Genomic DNA, 16800 nt, shown 5'->3' with positions numbered 1-16800 from the left:
GCGTGTAAGCCGCGCAGCGTATGATTTACAGCATTGTCAGCCGATTTTGAGTTTGGGCATGCCTCTCTGCTTGCCCGTCCTGGCTTACTATATTCGCGTGCAAGGAATTCGTGAGTAGCCTTGCGCCCCGCGATCTCCAGGCCCGTCTTGCAAGCCAGTGATAAGCTTATATTGATGCACTGAAGGGTTGCGCCCGCGTCTGGACGGGCGACATGGTCAACGGCTGGAGCGTGTTGCAACATCTACCCATACTGCGAGCATCAGGATGCTGCCCTTGACGATCATCTGCCAGTAGGTGTCGACATCCAGCATCGACATGCCGTTGTCGAGGCTGGCCATCACCAGCGCCCCGATCAATGCCCCGTACACAGTGCCCGAACCGCCGCGCATCGAGGTGCCGCCGATGAAGCAGGCAGCGATTGCGTCCAGCTCCCCCATGTTGCCCGCTGATGGTGAACCGGCCGCCAGCCTAGCAGTATTGACGAGGCCAGCCAGTGCGCACATCAAGCCCATGATGCCAAAAATCCACAGCTTCACCGCCTGCACGTTGACGCCCGATACGCGGGTTGCCTCCATATTGCTACCGACCGAATAGATCCGGCGGCCGAACACTGTTTGCGTGGTGATGTAGCTGAACAGGCCGAGCAGGCCCAGCAATAGCAAGACCGGTACCGGGATGCCATCATAGGTATTGAGCGTGCGTACAAAGGCCAGCAGGATCGCGCCGATCAGCAGGATGCGCAACGCATCACGCCACAGCGGTGGCACAGGCAAAGCATGTTGCCGGCGGTTGCTGCGCTGGCGCCAGGTCAGCACTAGCGCCAGCACAAACAAACCCAGGCCTAGCGCAATACCGAATTGCGGCGGCAGATAGCCTTGCCCCAGATATACCAGGTCGCTGGAAACCGGGGCGATGGTGAGGCCGCCGGTGACACCCAGCAGTATGCCGCGAAACGCCAGCATTCCGCCGAGGCCGACAATGAAAGAAGGAATCCGCATATAGGCTGTCAGGTAGCCATTGAACAGGCCAAAACCCAAACCTAGTAACAGCACCAGCGCCAGGTTGAGCGCCAGCGGCAGGTGGTGCGTCACGTCCAGCACGGCGGCGATGCCCCCGAGCAAACCGAGCATGGAACCGACCGACAAATCGATTTCGCCGCCGATAATCACCAGCACCATGCCGCAGGCGACAATACCGGTGATCGACATCTGGCGCAGCAGGTTGGACAAATTGCGCGGTGTGACGAAGCCAGCTTCCGTTTTCCAGCTGAAGAACGCCCAGATCAAGGCGATGGCTATCAGCAAGGCCATCATTTTATATTGCCGGAACAACTGCTTGATATTAATTACACTCATAGAGTTTCCTGAAGATTGCCGGCGTTTGCGGCCTGCTGTGATGCCAGGTATTGCGACGACTGGTCGATGGCTGCGGCCAGCACGGTTTCCTGGCTCAGACTTTGGTTGATGAAGTTGCCCCGCAGCTTGCCTTCGCCGATGACCAGCACGCGGTCGGATACGCCCAGCACTTCGGCCAGTTCAGACGAAACCATGATGATGGCCATGCCTTGCCGTGCCAGTTCTGCCATCAGCCGGTAGATTTCCGCCTTGGCGCCAACATCGACGCCGCGCGTGGGTTCGTCCAGGATCAATACCTTGGGCCGCGCCAGCAGCATTTTCGCTAGCGCTGCCTTTTGCTGGTTGCCACCGGACAGGCTGGTAATCGGCATGAATGGACTGGCTGTCTTCAAATGCAGACGTGATATTTCATTGTTGATGGTTTTCAGTTCTGCTGCGGCGTCAATGCGGCTATGGTGAGAAAAATCCTTGAGCACGGTCAAGGTGATGTTTTGGCCGACGCTCAGGTCGGGAACAATGCCGTGCTGCTTGCGGTCCTCGGGCACCATGCACAGGCCAAGGCGAATAGATTTCAGCGGCGTACCGGTATCGACCTTGGCGCCGTCCAGCCAGACCTCGCCTTCGCTGCGGCCCGGATACGCGCCGAACAGGGCCGATACCAGTTCGGTGCGGCCGGCTCCCACCAGGCCGGCGATGCCCAGAATTTCTCCGCGCCGCAGGCTGAAGGAAATGTCGTCCACCCTTTTTCGTTTTGGATTGTCGGTGTCGTAGCAGCTTATATTGCGCGCTTCGAATATCACCTCGCCTATGTCATGTTCCTGGTCCGGATACATGGCGGTGATTTCACGGCCCACCATCTGGGTGATGATCTGATCGACCTTGATCGTCTGCATGGGCGTGGTAGCAATGTGCCTGCCGTCGCGGATAACCGTCACCGTATCGCAGACTGCGGCCACCTCGTCCAGTTTGTGGGAAATGTAGACACAGGCTACACCCTTGGCCTTGAGGTCACGGATGATGTCCAGCAATACGGCGATCTCCGAGGAGGTGAGTGATGACGATGGCTCGTCCAGGATCAGCAGCTTGGCGTGCTTGTTGAGCGCCTTGGCAATTTCCACCAGTTGCTGGTGGCCGCCGCCGTATTGCGAGACAGGCAGCGCCACATTCATGTCGGGCATTTTGAGTTCGAGCATCAGTTCGGCGGCGCGCTTGTACATGGCGGGATAATTCATACGGCCGCCCGGCAACGTTATCTCGTGACCCATGAAAATATTTTCCGCGACCGACAGCTCTTGCACCAGCATCAGTTCCTGATGGATGATGATGATGCCTGCGGCTTCGGTGTCGCGCATCGATTGTGATTGCAGGGGCTGGCCTTGCCACAGGATTTCGCCCTGCCATGTGTCCTGCGGATAAACGCCTGACAACACTTTCATCAAGGTAGATTTTCCGGCTCCGTTTTCACCGCACAGGCCCAGGCATTCACCGGCCCGGACCTTGATGTCGATGCCGTCGAGTGCGCGGACAGCGCCGAAATCCTTGACGATTCCCTGCATTTCCAGCAGATATTCAGACATGTAACTTCTCGCAGTAATTGAATGGAGGAACGTTGCAGATGCAGATGCAGATGTAAATGCAGGTGCAGCGCCCCTCGCTTTGTCAGCTGATACGGCTGCGAAACTTACTTGCTGCTTATCTGTGCCTGGGTGTAGAAGCCATCGCTCACCAGGATGTTGACATTGGCGTTGGTCAGCGTAGTGGGCTTGAGCAGTATGGTGTCGACCTTTTTAACGCCATTGTCGTATTGAGCGTTATATTCGGGCTTTTCGTTACGCGCCAATTGCACCGACAGTTTGGCCGCTTCAGAGGCAATCAGCTTCAGTGGTTTATAAACCGTCATGGATTGCGTCCCGGCGATCACGCGCTTGACTGCGGCAAGGTCGGCATCCTGCCCAGACACCGGTACCTTGCCAGCCATTTTTTGTGAAGCCAGCGCCTGGATCGCGCCGCCGGCTGTGCCATCGTTGGACGCGACAATGGCGTCAATCTTGTTATTGTTGGCTGTCAGGGCGTTTTCAACTATCGATAAAGCCTCGGTTGCACTCCAGTCCTTGACCCATTGCTGGCCGACGATCTTGATGTCCCCCTTGTCGATGGATGGCTTCAATACTTTCATCTGGCCTTCACGCAACATCTTGGCATTGTTATCTGTCGGTGAACCGCCGAGCAGATAGTAGTTGCCCTTAGGCGCAGCCTTGAGTACGCCTTCGGCTTGCATCTCGCCGACCTTTTCATTGTCGAAGGAAATGTAGGCGTCGATGTCGGCGTTGAGGATCAGACGGTCATACGACACCACTTTGATGCCGGCTTTCTTGGCTTCTTTGATGGTGTTGCTCAGCACTGTGGCGTTGAACGGCACGATCACGATCACATCGACACCGCGTGAAATCAGGTTTTCGATCTGGGAAATCTGGCGCTGCTCGCTGGCGTCGGCCGACTGCACGAATACCTTGGCGCCCAGTTTGTCGGCAGCGGCGACAAAAAAGTCGCGGTCGCGGGCCCAGCGCTCTACCCGCAGATCGTCGATCGAAAAGCCGATCTTGGGATTTTTGGCGTCGGCCATGGCGGCCGAGCTGGTGAGTGACAATACTGCTACCGATATCAACGTTAACAGACTTTTGTTGATAGCATTGCTGATGATATTGTTCATTACATTGTCTCCTGTCATATGTTTTTAGTTAACTTCATTTGATGCGGCTAAATGCACTACTGGTACTTCACGGGGGAGGGGCTGCTGGGCGCTACGGATGCAATTTCATTTTCATGCTGAAAACACGGGCAACAACTGCTGATACAACAACGCGAATTTTTTACGGCGCTGCGCGTATTGCGCATGGCGTTGCGGATGTGGGTCATACACGGCAATCTGCGGCGGCACCGGACAGATGTCGAGCAAGGAGGCGCTGTCGCCGCTCTTATCCGCCACGCCCATGCGCGCCAGCCGTGCTGCGCCCAGCGCCGGACCGACGTCGCCGCCTTGCCGTCGCACCAGGCGCCGGCCACTGATATCGGCCAGCATTTGCGCCCAGAAAGCGCTGCGCGAACCGCCGCCGATCAAGGTGATTTCTTCGGCTGCGGCTGCTGTGGCATTACCATTGCAACTACTGACAGCGTCGATACCGTCGCTGAGACCGAAGCCGACGCCTTCCAGCGTCGCCAACGCCAGATCGGCGCGTGTTATACCTGTCCGCATGCCGAAAAAGACGCCTTGCGCGTTCGGATTGTTGTGCGGTGTGCGTTCACCGTTCAGATAGGGCAGGAACAGCGGAGCATCTGGTGAAATGTCATTGGCGCCGTGTTGTTCTGCGTCTGCCAGGAGCTCGGCCACGTCGGCATAACCAGTCAGCTGGGCGCTGAAATCCAGGCAGGCTGCAGCCGACAGCATGACCGACATCAAATGCCATGTTGCAGGCAAAGCATGGCAAAAGCTGTGGACAGCGCGTTCCGGATTGGCATGGAAGCCGTCTGTGGCGGCAAAGTACACTCCCGAGGTGCCCAGTGAAAGCATGGCTTGCCTAGGCCGCACGATGCCGACGCCGATCGCGCCCGCCGCATTGTCGCCGGCACCTGCCACCACCGGTATCTGCTGCAAGCCCCAACGTTGCGCCAGTTCAGGTTTCAGCATCCCGGTTATTTGTGGGCCTTCGTACAGTGCCGGCATATGCGCGCGACTGAGGCCGGTCGCGTGCAACAGTTCATCGTTCCAGGTACGCTGGCCAACGTCCAGCCACATGGTGCCGGCGGCGTCCGACATATCGCTGGCGTAATCGCCGGTAAGCTCATAGCGCAGCCAGTCTTTGGGCAGCAGTACTTTGGCAATTCGTTCGAATACCTGCGGTTCGTGCCTGGATAGCCACAACAACTTGGGTGCAGTGAAGCCGGGCATCATCAGGTTGCCGGTGATCTGCCGGGACGCCGGCACGCGTCGCTCCAGCTCTGCGCATTCGGCAAACGAGCGGCCGTCGTTCCACAGAATTGCCGGCCGTAACACGTGGCCAGCATCGTCGAGCACGGTTGCCCCGTGCATCTGGCCGGTGAGGCCGATCGCTTCAATTGCGTCGGCGGCGATTCCAAGTTCTTTTGCTGCCCGCAGCAGCGCCATGACTGCCTGCTCGCAAGCAGTCCACCATGACGCTGGATGCTGCTCGCGCCACAAGGGGTTTTGCGGCATTTGCGGCAATAGCGACAAGTGCCGGCTGGCGCTCGCCAACACCCGGTCCTGACGATCCAGCAGGATCGCCTTCACGCCGGAAGTGCCTAGATCAATACCGATGAACATAATGGTTAAGGAATGAATTTACGAATGCGGCATCAGCCGAAAATGGCGCGGTTGACGAGGTTTTCCAGCATTTCCTGGCGACCGCTGACTGCCTGCGGATTGATCTGTCCGGCGAACGCGTGCTCGGCGATATCGCTAAGGCTCAGCTTGCCGCTCAGCATCTGCTGGCCGAAACTGTTGTCCCAGCCTGCGTAGCGCTCGGATTTGAATTTTTCCAGCAGATCATTTTCTATCAGGCCGGCAGCTCGTTCCAACGATAAGGCCAATACGTCCATGGCGCCGACGTGGCCGTGAAACAGGTCGATTTCATCCATGCTTTGTCGGCGCACCTTGGCGTCAAAGTTGAAGCCGCCGGTGGTGAAGCCGCCTGCTTTCAGGATTTCGTAAGTGGCCAGCGTTAATTCCTCGACGCTATTAGGGAACTGGTCGGTATCCCAGCCGTTCTGCGGATCGCCGCGGTTAGCGTCGATGCTGCCGAGGATGCCCAGCGACGCAGCGGTGGCGATTTCGTGGTGAAAACTATGTCCTGCCAGCGTTGCGTGGTTGGCTTCGATATTCACCTTGATCTCTTGTTCAAGGCCGTAGTGCTTAAGGAAGCCGTACACCGTTGCGCTGTCGTAGTCGTATTGGTGTTTGGTTGGCTCTTGCGGTTTCGGTTCGATCAGCAAGCTGCCTTTGAAGCCTATCTTGTGTTTGTGCTCCACCACCAGACTCATGAAGCGGCCGAGCTGTTCGCGTTCGCGTTTCAGGTCGGTGTTGAGCAGTGTTTCATACCCTTCGCGGCCTCCCCATAATACGTAGTTGGCGCCGCCAAGACGCTGGGTTGCATTCATCGCGGTAAATACCTGTGTCGCGGCATAGGCAAACATCTCAGGATTGGGATTGGTGGCGGCGCCGGCGGCATAGCGTGGATTGCTGAAACAGTTGGCGGTACCCCATAGAAGGCGCACGCCCGTCTCTTCCTGCTTGCGTTCCATCACGTCCAGCAATTGCGCGAAGTTGTTGCGGTATTCCGCCAAGCTGGCCCCCTCTGGAGCGACATCGGTATCATGGAAGGTGTAATAGTCGATTCCCAGCTTGCTGAAGAATTCGAACGCAGCGTCGGCTTTCATGCGCGCCATTTCCATGGCATCGCCGTTTGCATGCCAGGGGCGGCGGAAAGTGCCGGCGCCGAATACGTCGGAGCCTGGCCAGACGAAGCTATGCCAGTAACAGGCTGCCATGCGCAAGTGCTCGCGCATTGGTTTGCCCAGTACCATTTTGTTGGCATCGTAGTAACGGAACGCCAGCGGTGTTTTCGTTTGCGGTCCTTCAAACTTGATAGGGGCAACAGCAGGGAAATGGCTCATCAATAATCTCCAGTCGGGTGTGGGTGCGGATTTTGCCGTTCAGGCAGGTCTCGCAATGGCAGTGTGTGTTGCGTTGTAATGTCTGGCGCCATACTAACAACCGGGTTCGGCGCTCCACAATTACGAAATCCACCAGCCGCGGTAGCGATTCTTTTGTTTGCAACTGCACAAAACAGCAATTGGGCTGACGGCCAGGAGCCGTGCTCGGTACAATCAGGACAAATGGATGGCCGTCATTTAAACTGGTCTATTGATGTCAAACTAATAATTTTTTATGAAATTGCAGCGTTTGCCTCAAAAGCAGTAAGGGTGGAGCAAGGATGGCGCGGCGGAGGTGGTGTGACACCGAAAGCAGGTTCGGCATTGCAGCAAACGCAGCAAACGTAATAAGCGCAACAAACGTAAGAAAAGCAGAAAAGAGAAAAAGCAAAAAAAGTCAGGAGACCGCAGGATGACAAAAATGCCGGCAATGCACCGTATTGCCCTTTTATTCAACGGCAACAAAATTTTCGACCGCGACATCATCGCCGGCATCGGCGAGTATCTGGGCAGTACGCGCGCGTCCTGGGAGCTTTTTCTGGAAGAAGATTTTCGATGTCGCTTGCAAGGCATAGAACGCTGGCACGGCCATGGCATCATTGCCGACTTTGACGATCCTGCCGTCTGCGAAGCGCTGGCGAGGGTCAGCCTGCCTGTGGTGGCGGTGGGTGGATCGTACGCCGAGGAAAGTGACTACCCGCCAGACACGCCCTACGTCGCAACCGATAATTTCAAGCTCGTCAAGCTGGCTTACGATCATTTGATAGAAGCAGGCTTGCGCCACTTTGCCTGCTTCAGCCTGCCGGAAGCGGCAGTGAACCGCTGGGCCCAGGAGCGTGAGAAGGCATTCGTTACACTGATGCAGCGCGACGGCATGCACGGGGAGATTTATCGCGGCGTCGGCACCAGTGCTCCTTCCTGGGATACGGCGGTGGAGCAGCAGATCGCCTGGCTGCAGACGCTGCCTAAGCCGGTCGGCATCATCGCGGTGACCGATGCCCGTGCGCGCCAGTTGCTGCAGGCTTGCCTGTGCGCCGGTATTGCGGTGCCGGAGCAGGTGGCGCTGATCGGCATCGATAACGACCCGCTGGCGCGTGTTTTGACCCGGGTGCCGCTCAGTTCGGTCATCCAGGGCACGCGTGAAATGGGCCGCAGCGCAGCCCATCTGCTGCACCAGATGCTGCACGGTGCACGCCTGTCCGGCACCCGCATCCTGGTGCCGCCTGCCGGTATCAACGTGCTGGCGTCAAGCCGCCACGATGCACTCAACCATCCGCATGTGATGCAGGCGATGCACTTCATCCGCCAATACGCGTGCCAGGGCATCAAGACCGAACAGGTCGCCGATTATGTGGGCGTTTCGCGTTCCACGCTGGAGGGGTACTTCCGTCGTGAGATCAGGCGCAGCGTGCATGATGAAATCTTGCGCTTCAAGCTGGACGCCGCCAAGAGCATGCTGGAAAATCCCTATCCGGATAATTATTCGGATAATGAGCCGAACAATCAGCTGAGTCATCAACTGAACAGCCCGCTAAACAATCAGCTGAACCATCAGCCCGAAGCGCGGCAAGAAGTCCGCAGCATTGCTGAAATCGCCATCAGTTGCGGCTTCACGTCCGTGCAATACATGCACGCGGTGTTCAAGCGCGAACTGGCTTGCACCCCGCGCGAATACCGGGACCGGATGACCGCAGCGCCTCAGGCACACAAAACAGAAAAGAACTACGTCTTATGACTCAAGCCAAAATCACCTGCACTGCCGCCGACCACGGCGTCACCCTCTACACACTGCGCAACGTTAATGACATGCGAGTCACCATCAGTGATCGCGGTGCCACTCTGATTTCATGGTGGGCACCGGATCGCTACGGCAAGGTAGCCGACATCCTGCTCGGTTATCCGGACTGCGAGGCTTATCAAAGCAATCCGCCTTATTTCGGCGGGCTGATAGGGCGATGGGGCAACCGTATCGCGGATGGCCGCTTCACGCTGGACGGCGCCGACTACCTGGTCGACCGCAATGACGGCACCAATCATTTACATGGCGGCGATGCAGGTTTTCATTTGGCGCTCTGGCAGGCCAGCATAGAACTGGAAGGCTTGCGGCTGACGCTGGAATCGGCGGAAGGCGATGCGGGCTATCCAGGCAACGTGCATGTGTCGGTGCTGTATAACCTGGATGATGAGGGCCGCCTCAGTATTGACTATCGCGCCACCAGCGATGCGCCGACACCGCTTAATCTGACTTCGCACGGCTATTTCAACCTGAACGGCGGCGCTGCCGATATCTGCGACCACATCCTGGCTATCGATGCCGACCAGTATCTGCAAGTGGATGCCCGGCTGATTCCGGTAGACGTTGCCACGGTCGCAGGCAGCGCTTTCGATTTTCGTCAGCCGGCCCCCATCGGGCCGCGCCTGGCCTGGCCCGATCCGCAACTCAAGGTAGCCGGAGGTTTCGACCATTGTTATTGCCTTCGGCCGCAACATTCCAGCCCGTATGAGCCGGGCCAGAGCCGCAACGTCCAGCCTTTGCGAGAGGTAGCGACCGTCTACGACCCAGGTTCAGGCCGGCAGCTATCAGTATCGACTACCGAGCATGGCCTGCAGTTCTATAGCGGAAATTTCCTGGCGGGAGTGCAGGGCAGGGCGGCGGCCGCCTATGCAAAACATGACGGTTTTTGCCTGGAAGCACAGGCTTACCCCAATCAGGTCAACGGTCCGGACGCGGAAGCTGTGATATTGCGGCCTGGTCAGGAGTATCACCAGATCACGACCTATCAGTTAACGGTGAGCTAAGAATAAGTTAATCATCGCATTCACCCGGCCCATCGCCCCAGAATGATGGGACGTTTTGTGGTTGAATAAGTTTTCATTTTGATTGCAAATCAATGTGGGCCAAAATGAAAGATGTTTGCAGTAAGTTATTGAAATTAGATTAATTTTACGCTCCGTTCACCATTTTCAATCATACGCGCCGGTTTTTATCGCGCGCGTCAGCCCTCATCCCACGCGCGATTTCTCAAGCATCGCGCGACTCTCATTTTTTAGCGCATCTTTTAGCAAAACACATGGTTATAGCTAAGAGCTAACATTTACAATGTCGTGTAAGTCCCTAATTTATTTAAATATTCTTCTTTTTGAGTGTTTTAAGTAAATGCGCTAAGTCCTTGACTTCATTCAATAATTTCGCATTTTTGTACTTGATTTCGCTTGACCGGGTGTAACGCATCCTCTAAAGTGGGCGATAGTGTGAAAAAGTGTATTTTTGTGGTGGAAAAACTCTTCCGCCGCACCAGAAAATTATTGAATATAAGTTCAGGGTAAAAAGGTAAATAGCGTGTTCCAGGGGGCGTCAGCACTCAATCTCGATGCAAAAGGCAGGATGTCCATCCCTGCCAAGCACCGTGACGCCCTTGCGGTTCAGTGCGAAGGCCGTATTACCCTGACCCGCCACCCTCACGGCTGCCTGCTGTTGTTTCCTCGCCCTACCTGGGAATCCCATCGTGAACAGATTGCGTCCTGGCCTATGTCGGCGCGCACCTGGCAAAGGATATTCCTGGGCAATGCGTCGGATGTGGAAATGGATAGCGCCGGCCGTATCCTGATTGCGCCCGAACTGCGCCAGGCGATAGGCCTGCAGCGCGATGTGATGCTGCTTGGCATGGGCTCGCATTTTGAAATCTGGGATTCCGCGAAGCTGGCTGAAGACGAGGCGAAAGCCATCGCCAACGGCATGCCCGATGTGCTGAGTGATTTTTCTTTCTGATTGACCGCAATGATGACTCAGAAAGCAGCAGATTTCACGCACCGTACGGTGCTGCTGGGCGAAGCCGTTGAGGCGCTGGCCCTGGGGGGCGAACGCGCCGGCGGCATCTATGTGGACGGCACTTTCGGTCGCGGCGGCCATAGCAAGAAGATACTGGAAAACCTGAGCCCCGATGGCCGCCTGGTGGCGTTCGACAAGGATACCCAGGCCATCGCCAGCGCCAATGAAATCCAGGATCCGCGTTTCACCATCGTGCATGACAGTTTTGCAACGATCTCGCAGGAACTGCTGGAGCGCGGCATGCCGCAGGTGGATGGCATTCTGATGGATCTGGGTATTTCGTCACCGCAGGTGGATGACGCAGGACGCGGTTTCAGCTTCAGGGCGGACGGCCCACTGGACATGCGCATGGATACTACCCGCGGAATGTCCGCGGCGGAGTGGCTGGCGACCGAAGATGAACAAAAAATCAGGGAGGTTATAAAAGATTATGGGGAAGAACGGTTTGCTTTTCAGATTGCAAAGGCGATTGTTGCTCGCCGGCAGGTCGAACCAATTTCTGGCACACGACAGCTTGCCGAAATCGTCGCACACGCCGTCAAAACTCGCGAGAAGGGCAAAGACCCGGCAACTCGCACCTTTCAGGCTGTACGGATTTTCATCAATAAAGAGCTGGAAGATCTCGAAATAGGCCTGGCGGGAGCTTATGAGCGCCTGGCGCCGCAAGGACGCATGGCGATCATCAGCTTCCATTCGCTGGAAGACCGCATCGTTAAGCAGTTTTTTGCATCCAAGGTGAACGTACCCCAGCCGGACCGCCGCCTGCCGATACGCACCAAGGATTTGCCGCAGGCGCAGATGAGGCTGATCGCACGGATCAAGCCTTCCGATGCCGAGGTGGAGGCCAATCCGCGGGCACGCTCTGCCGTGCTGCGGGTGGCCGAGCGTCTGCCCTTCGATCATTCAGTTCATCGCGACGGGGGCAAAGCATGAGCACCCGTCTGAACCTGGTGCTGGCGGCTGCGCTGATGCTGTGCGCGTTGTCGCTGGTGAATGCGCAATACCAGGCGCGCCAGCTGTTTATTGAGCTGGAGCGGGCGCAAAGCCTGTCGCGGCAGTTTGAACTGCAATGGACCCAGCTGAAGCTGGACCAGTCTACCTACGGCAAGCATTCGCGCATAGAAGACAATGCGGCCAAGGAGTTGGGCATGGTGCCGGTAACGCCGGACCGCACACAATACCTGACTGCGGGAGGCTCGAAGTGAGCCGCGCGCCGCGTTCCACTGCCCGCACCGCTGCCGGCAAGGGCGTGCCTTTTCTGTCCAGCCCTTTGCTGGCCGTAAAGCTGCCGGTGTGGCGTTCGCGGCTGGTGCTGTTCATGCTGTTTGCCGCGTTTGTTGCGCTGGTGGCGCGCGCGCTGTGGCTGCAGGGCATGACGACCGATTTCCTGCAAAAACAGGGCGCCAGCCGCTACGCGCGTACGCTGGAGTTGCCGGCGACCCGCGGCCGCATCACCGATAGGAACGGCCAGGTGCTGGCGTCATCGGTGCCGGTCAAGGCAATCTGGGCTATTCCCGATGATGTGCTGGAAGCGCCTAAAGACAAGTTACTTCAATTGGCCGGGCTGCTGGAAATGAGCGAGGCGGAATTGCGCAAGAAGCTGGACTCCGACCGCCAGTTTGTGTACCTGAAGCGCCAGGTCAAGGAAGATGTCGCCGAGAAAATCGTTGCGCTGGGGATAGGCGGCATAGAAACCCGCAAGGAATACAAACGCTACTATCCCGAGGCCGATGCAATGGCGCATGTAGTCGGCTTTACTAACGTCGAAGACATTGGCCAGGAAGGCATAGAGCTGGCGTCCGAAAAAAGCCTGGCAGGCAAGACTGGCAGCCGCCGCGTCATCAAGGACAGGCTGGGCCGGATTGTCGAGGATATAGAATCCATCCGCGAACCGCATGACGGCAAGGATATGACGCTGTCGATAGACAGCAAGATCCAGTACATTGCCTTTACGCATCTGAAAGAAGCGGTGGAAAAGCACAAGGCCAAGGCAGGCGCTGCAGTGGTATTGGACGTGAAGACCGGCGAAGTGCTGGCTTTGGTGAATTTGCCTTCCTATAATCCAAATGACCGCTCCGTATTGACCGGCGCCCAGCTGCGCAACCGGGTAATGACGGATACCTTCGAGCCCGGTTCCATCATGAAGCCGTTCACCGTGGCGTTGGCGCTGGACACCGGCCGCGTGACGCCGGATACGCCGTTCCAGACCGCGCCGGGCGTGATGCAGATCGGCCCCGCAGTGATACACGATGCCCACAAGGAAGGCGTATTGACCGTTGCACAGGTCATACAGAAATCCTCGAATATCGGCACCGCCAAGATGGCTTTGCAGATGCAACCGCAAGAGATGTGGGAAATGTTTACAACCCTGGGATTCGGCCAGCCCCCCAAACTCGGTTTCCCCGGAGCCGTGGCAGGACGCCTGCGCAATTACAAAACCTGGAAGCCCATCGAGCAGGCGACGATGAGTTTCGGTCACGGCGTTTCCGTGTCGCTGATCCAGATTGCCCGTGCCTACACGATCTTTGCGCGTGACGGCGACCTGATACCGCTGAGTTTCCAGAAGATGGATGGCCCCGCGGTCGGCCACCGCGTGATCTCCGAAAAAGTGGCGCATGAACTGCGGCAGATGCTGGAAACCGTTACCCAGCCCGGCGGTACTGCGACGGAAGCCAGGATTGCCGGTTACCGCGTAGCCGGCAAGACGGGCACCGCGTACAAGGTGGAAGGCGGCAAGTATGTGCACAAATATGTCGGCGACTTCGTCGGCTTCGCACCGGTATCCAATCCGCGCGTGATTGTTGCGGTCATGATTGATGAACCTTCTGTCGGCGGCCACTATGGCGGAACCGTCGCCGCGCCTGTGTTTGCGTCCATCATGGCCAATGTATTGCGTTCAATGAACGTTTCTCCGGATTCATCGGTGACCAGCATCATTCCTGAGCCCAGCGTACAGGAGAGTTTGTAATGGTCAATATTAAGAAAATAATGATAGAAATAGTAGACTGGCTCAGGCAGGTCGCGCCCGGCGCGCAACTGAGCTCCGATTCCCGCGCAATCAAGGCGGGCGATGTATTTTTTGCTTTCCCCATCGGCAGCGGCGATGGCCGTCGCCATGTGCAGCAGGCTGTCAGCAATGGCGCTGCGGCAGTAGTATATGAGAGCAATGGTTTTAACTGGGACGAGGCCGTGGCAGTACCGCACAGGGGCATCGCCCAGTTGCAGCAGCAGCTGGGCCTGATCGCCAGCGCGTATTACGGGCAGCCGGACCAGGCCATGCGCTCGGTAGCGGTGACCGGCACCAATGGCAAGACTTCCTGTTCACAGTGGCTGGCCAAAGCCTTTTCTGCGCTCGGCAAGCCAAGCGCGGTGGTCGGCACGCTCGGGGTTGGGCTGTATAAGGATGGTGCCGTTGCCACGCTTGAAGAAACCGGCTTTACCACGCCGGATGCGGTGCAATTACAGCGCCGCCTGGCCGAGTTGCGCGATGCCGGTGCGGCAACGCTGGCAATTGAAGCCTCGTCGATAGGACTGGAGCAGGGGCGCCTGAACGGCTTGCATTTCGATGCGGCGGTATTCACCAACCTGACCCGCGACCACCTGGACTATCACGGCAGCATGGAAGCCTATGCCGAAACCAAGGCTGCTTTATTCGACTGGCCTGCGTTGGGAACCGCGGTCATCAACATGGATGACCCCTACGGCAGCTGCCTGGTAAAACGCCTGCAGGACAAGAAGTCCGGCGCCAGGCTGATCGCTTATACGCTGGAGGGGCGCGCGCTTGACGGAGTGGAAATGCTATCCGCGAGCAATTTGCGCACGCAGCATAGCGGCACTTCCTTCCACGTGGATTCGCCCTTCGGTTCCGGCCTGGTCAAGACGCACCTGATTGGCCGTTTCAACGTCAGCAATGTGCTGGCAGTGCTGGCAGTGCTGCTGGCCGAAGGCATCAGCTGGAACAAGGCAGTGGATGCGCTGGAAATGCTGGCGCCGGTGCCGGGTCGCATGCAGCAGTTGGGTTCGCAAGGGCATGCAATGGTCGTCATCGACTACGCGCACACGCCGGATGCTCTTGAAAAGACCGTGCAGACCCTGCAGCAGGTAGCGCAGGAGCGCCATGGGGAATTGTGGTGCGTATTCGGCTGCGGCGGCGACCGCGATCCTGGCAAGCGTCCACAAATGGGCAAGATCGCCGAACAGGCCGACCACGTTGTCGTGACCAGTGACAACCCGCGCACCGAGAAACCTGCCGACATCATTGCCAACATCGTTGCCGGCATGAGCAAGCCTGCGCATGTGATAGAAGACAGGGCCAGCGCCATCCTGTATGCGATCAAGCACGCGGGGGACCACGACGTGGTGCTGCTGGCCGGCAAGGGCCACGAAACCTATCAGGATATCAATGGCAGGAAATGGCCGTTCTCCGATGAAGAGCATGCATCATTGGCTCTGGCGACCGTGGCGACCAGCATCAATATGAAGAGGCCCCACTGATGCGCGCCTCACTCTTTCAACTACAAGCAGCTGTGAACGGCGCCACTGCCAGTGCCGACGCGCAGATCAGCGGCATCAGCACGGATAGCCGTAAAGCCGGAAAAGGCGATCTGTTTGTCGCACTGCGCGGCGAAAAATTCGACGCGCATGATTTCCTGCCGCAAGTCGCGGCTCAGGGCGCAGCTGCGGTGGTAGTGGAATATGCGCCTGCCGGCCTGGGAATTCCGGCATTGGTCGTGCCCGACACCAAGACGGCGCTGGCAGAGATCGCCAGGTATTGGCGCCGCCAGTTCGCTTTGCCTGTCATCGGCGTGACCGGCAGCAACGGCAAGACCACGGTCAAGGAGATGATTGCCTCCATCCTCGCGTCCCATGCCGGCGCGGACCTTAGCCTGGCGACCAGCGGCAACCTGAACAACGAAATCGGCGTGCCGATGACAGTCTTGCGTTTGCAGGCAGAACACAAGGCGGCAGTGATAGAGCTGGGCATGAACCATCCGGGCGAGATCACCCTGCTGGCATCCATCGCGGAGCCCACGGTTGGCCTGGTCAACAATGCCCAGCGTGAGCATCAGGAGTTCCTGCACACGGTACAGGCCGTCGCCGAAGAAAACGGTACTGTGATACGGCAACTGCCGGCAGACGGCGTCGCTGTCTTTCCGGCTGATGACACCTATTCCGCTCTTTGGCACTCCTACGCAGAGGAAAGCGGGCAGCGCCGCATCGTCACCTTCGGCTTGTCCGGCGATGCCGATGTCAGCTGCAGCTATACGCCAAACCAGTTCGGCAGCGATCTGCTGATGAAGATAGGCGGGCAGGAATTTACCGTAAAACTGGTGGCAGCTGGCGTCCACAATGTGCGCAATGCGCTGGCGGCGGCTGCTTGCTGCTCCGCCATCGGCGTTGCCAATGACGTCATCGCGCGCGGGCTGGAAGCTTTCAGTCCCGTCAGCGGACGTTTGCAGAAAAAGCAGGCGGATAACGGCGCTACGGTCATCGACGATACTTACAACGCCAACCCGGACTCGGTTCGCGCTGCGATCGACGTGCTGGCGCAGGCCGGCGCCGACGGCATCCTGGTATTGGGCGACATGGGGGAAGTGGGCGCGGACGGCGCGGCCTTCCATGAAGAGATAGGCGCCTATGCGCGCCAGCGCGGCATAGGGCAAGTGCTCACGCTGGGTGTGCTGGCGCAGCACACTGCTGCCTCATTCGGTCCCGCCGCACGGAATTTTGACGATATCCAGCCATTGCTGGCTGCACTGGACGGCAGCATGGCCGCCGGCAGCACGGTATTGGTAAAGGGATCGCGTTTCATGAAGATGGAAAGAGTGATCCAGCATCTGACTCGGCATACGCAACATACGGCGCAACACACTACAGGAAGTCATTAA

General features: G+C 57.8%; 14 protein-coding genes. 9 read left to right on the top strand and 5 right to left on the bottom strand.

Going from position 1 to position 16800, the window contains the following annotated elements:
- Nucleotides 1–216 precede the first annotated feature (216 nt).
- The 5 genes from ACO0LO_RS12295 to xylA form a co-directional block, all read right to left on the bottom strand.
- Nucleotides 217–1356, bottom strand: a complete 1140-nt coding sequence (locus ACO0LO_RS12295) for a sugar ABC transporter permease (protein ID WP_422964511.1) — start codon at nt 1354–1356, stop codon at nt 217–219.
- Nucleotides 1353–2933, bottom strand: coding sequence for a D-xylose ABC transporter ATP-binding protein (xylG, locus tag ACO0LO_RS12290; protein ID WP_422964510.1), 1581 nt, complete (start codon nt 2931–2933; stop codon nt 1353–1355). The genes ACO0LO_RS12295 and xylG overlap by 4 nt, the downstream gene beginning before the upstream one ends.
- A gap of 104 nt (nt 2934–3037) precedes the next feature.
- Nucleotides 3038–3979: a D-xylose ABC transporter substrate-binding protein gene (gene xylF, locus ACO0LO_RS12285; RefSeq protein ID WP_422964708.1), complete on the bottom strand. Its 942-nt coding sequence runs from the start codon at nt 3977–3979 to the stop codon at nt 3038–3040.
- A 198-nt stretch (nt 3980–4177) separates the two neighbouring features.
- Nucleotides 4178–5695 carry a xylulokinase gene (xylB, locus tag ACO0LO_RS12280; protein ID WP_422964509.1) on the bottom strand — a complete coding sequence of 506 codons (1518 nt, stop codon included), beginning with the start codon at nt 5693–5695 and terminating at the stop codon, nt 4178–4180.
- Nucleotides 5696–5727: 32 nt separating this feature from the next.
- The gene (gene xylA, locus ACO0LO_RS12275; protein ID WP_422964508.1) at nt 5728–7044 is read right to left on the bottom strand and encodes a xylose isomerase; all 1317 of its coding nucleotides are present in this window, start codon (nt 7042–7044) and stop codon (nt 5728–5730) included.
- Nucleotides 7045–7122: 78 nt separating this feature from the next.
- Between xylA and ACO0LO_RS12270 the strand changes: the two genes are divergently transcribed.
- The 9 genes from ACO0LO_RS12270 (at nt 7123) to ACO0LO_RS12230 (ending at nt 16800) form a co-directional block, all read left to right on the top strand.
- Nucleotides 7123–7431: a hypothetical protein gene (locus ACO0LO_RS12270; protein WP_422964507.1), complete on the top strand. Its 309-nt coding sequence runs from the start codon at nt 7123–7125 to the stop codon at nt 7429–7431.
- Nucleotides 7432–7495: 64 nt separating this feature from the next.
- On the top strand, nt 7496–8818 hold the full coding sequence (locus ACO0LO_RS12265) for a XylR family transcriptional regulator (protein ID WP_422964506.1): 1323 nt from the start codon (nt 7496–7498) through the stop codon (nt 8816–8818).
- Nucleotides 8815–9882, top strand: coding sequence for an aldose epimerase family protein (locus ACO0LO_RS12260; RefSeq protein WP_422964505.1), 1068 nt, complete (start codon nt 8815–8817; stop codon nt 9880–9882). The genes ACO0LO_RS12265 and ACO0LO_RS12260 overlap by 4 nt, the downstream gene beginning before the upstream one ends.
- A 541-nt stretch (nt 9883–10423) precedes the next feature.
- Complete coding sequence (gene mraZ / locus ACO0LO_RS12255) at nt 10424–10852, top strand: division/cell wall cluster transcriptional repressor MraZ (RefSeq protein WP_188567026.1); 429 nt, start codon at nt 10424–10426, stop codon at nt 10850–10852.
- Nucleotides 10853–10864: 12 nt separating this feature from the next.
- Complete coding sequence (gene rsmH / locus ACO0LO_RS12250) at nt 10865–11845, top strand: 16S rRNA (cytosine(1402)-N(4))-methyltransferase RsmH (RefSeq protein WP_422964707.1); 981 nt, start codon at nt 10865–10867, stop codon at nt 11843–11845.
- Complete coding sequence (gene ftsL, locus ACO0LO_RS12245; protein WP_422964504.1) at nt 11842–12117, top strand: cell division protein FtsL; 276 nt, start codon at nt 11842–11844, stop codon at nt 12115–12117. The genes rsmH and ftsL overlap by 4 nt, the downstream gene beginning before the upstream one ends.
- On the top strand, nt 12114–13880 hold the full coding sequence (locus ACO0LO_RS12240) for a peptidoglycan D,D-transpeptidase FtsI family protein (RefSeq protein WP_422964503.1): 1767 nt from the start codon (nt 12114–12116) through the stop codon (nt 13878–13880). The genes ftsL and ACO0LO_RS12240 overlap by 4 nt, the downstream gene beginning before the upstream one ends.
- Nucleotides 13880–15406, top strand: a complete 1527-nt coding sequence (locus tag ACO0LO_RS12235; protein ID WP_422964502.1) for a UDP-N-acetylmuramoyl-L-alanyl-D-glutamate--2,6-diaminopimelate ligase — start codon at nt 13880–13882, stop codon at nt 15404–15406. The genes ACO0LO_RS12240 and ACO0LO_RS12235 overlap by 1 nt, the downstream gene beginning before the upstream one ends.
- Nucleotides 15406–16800, top strand: coding sequence for a UDP-N-acetylmuramoyl-tripeptide--D-alanyl-D-alanine ligase (locus ACO0LO_RS12230; protein ID WP_422964501.1), 1395 nt, complete (start codon nt 15406–15408; stop codon nt 16798–16800). Before ACO0LO_RS12235 ends, ACO0LO_RS12230 begins: the two co-directional genes overlap by 1 nt.

The sequence above is a fragment of the Undibacterium sp. TJN25 genome (genome assembly GCF_049339885.1).
Lineage (GTDB): Bacteria > Pseudomonadota > Gammaproteobacteria > Burkholderiales > Burkholderiaceae_D > Undibacterium.
The sequence above is the reverse complement of the archived record's forward strand: the minus strand, read 5'-3'. Positions and strand labels throughout refer to the sequence as shown.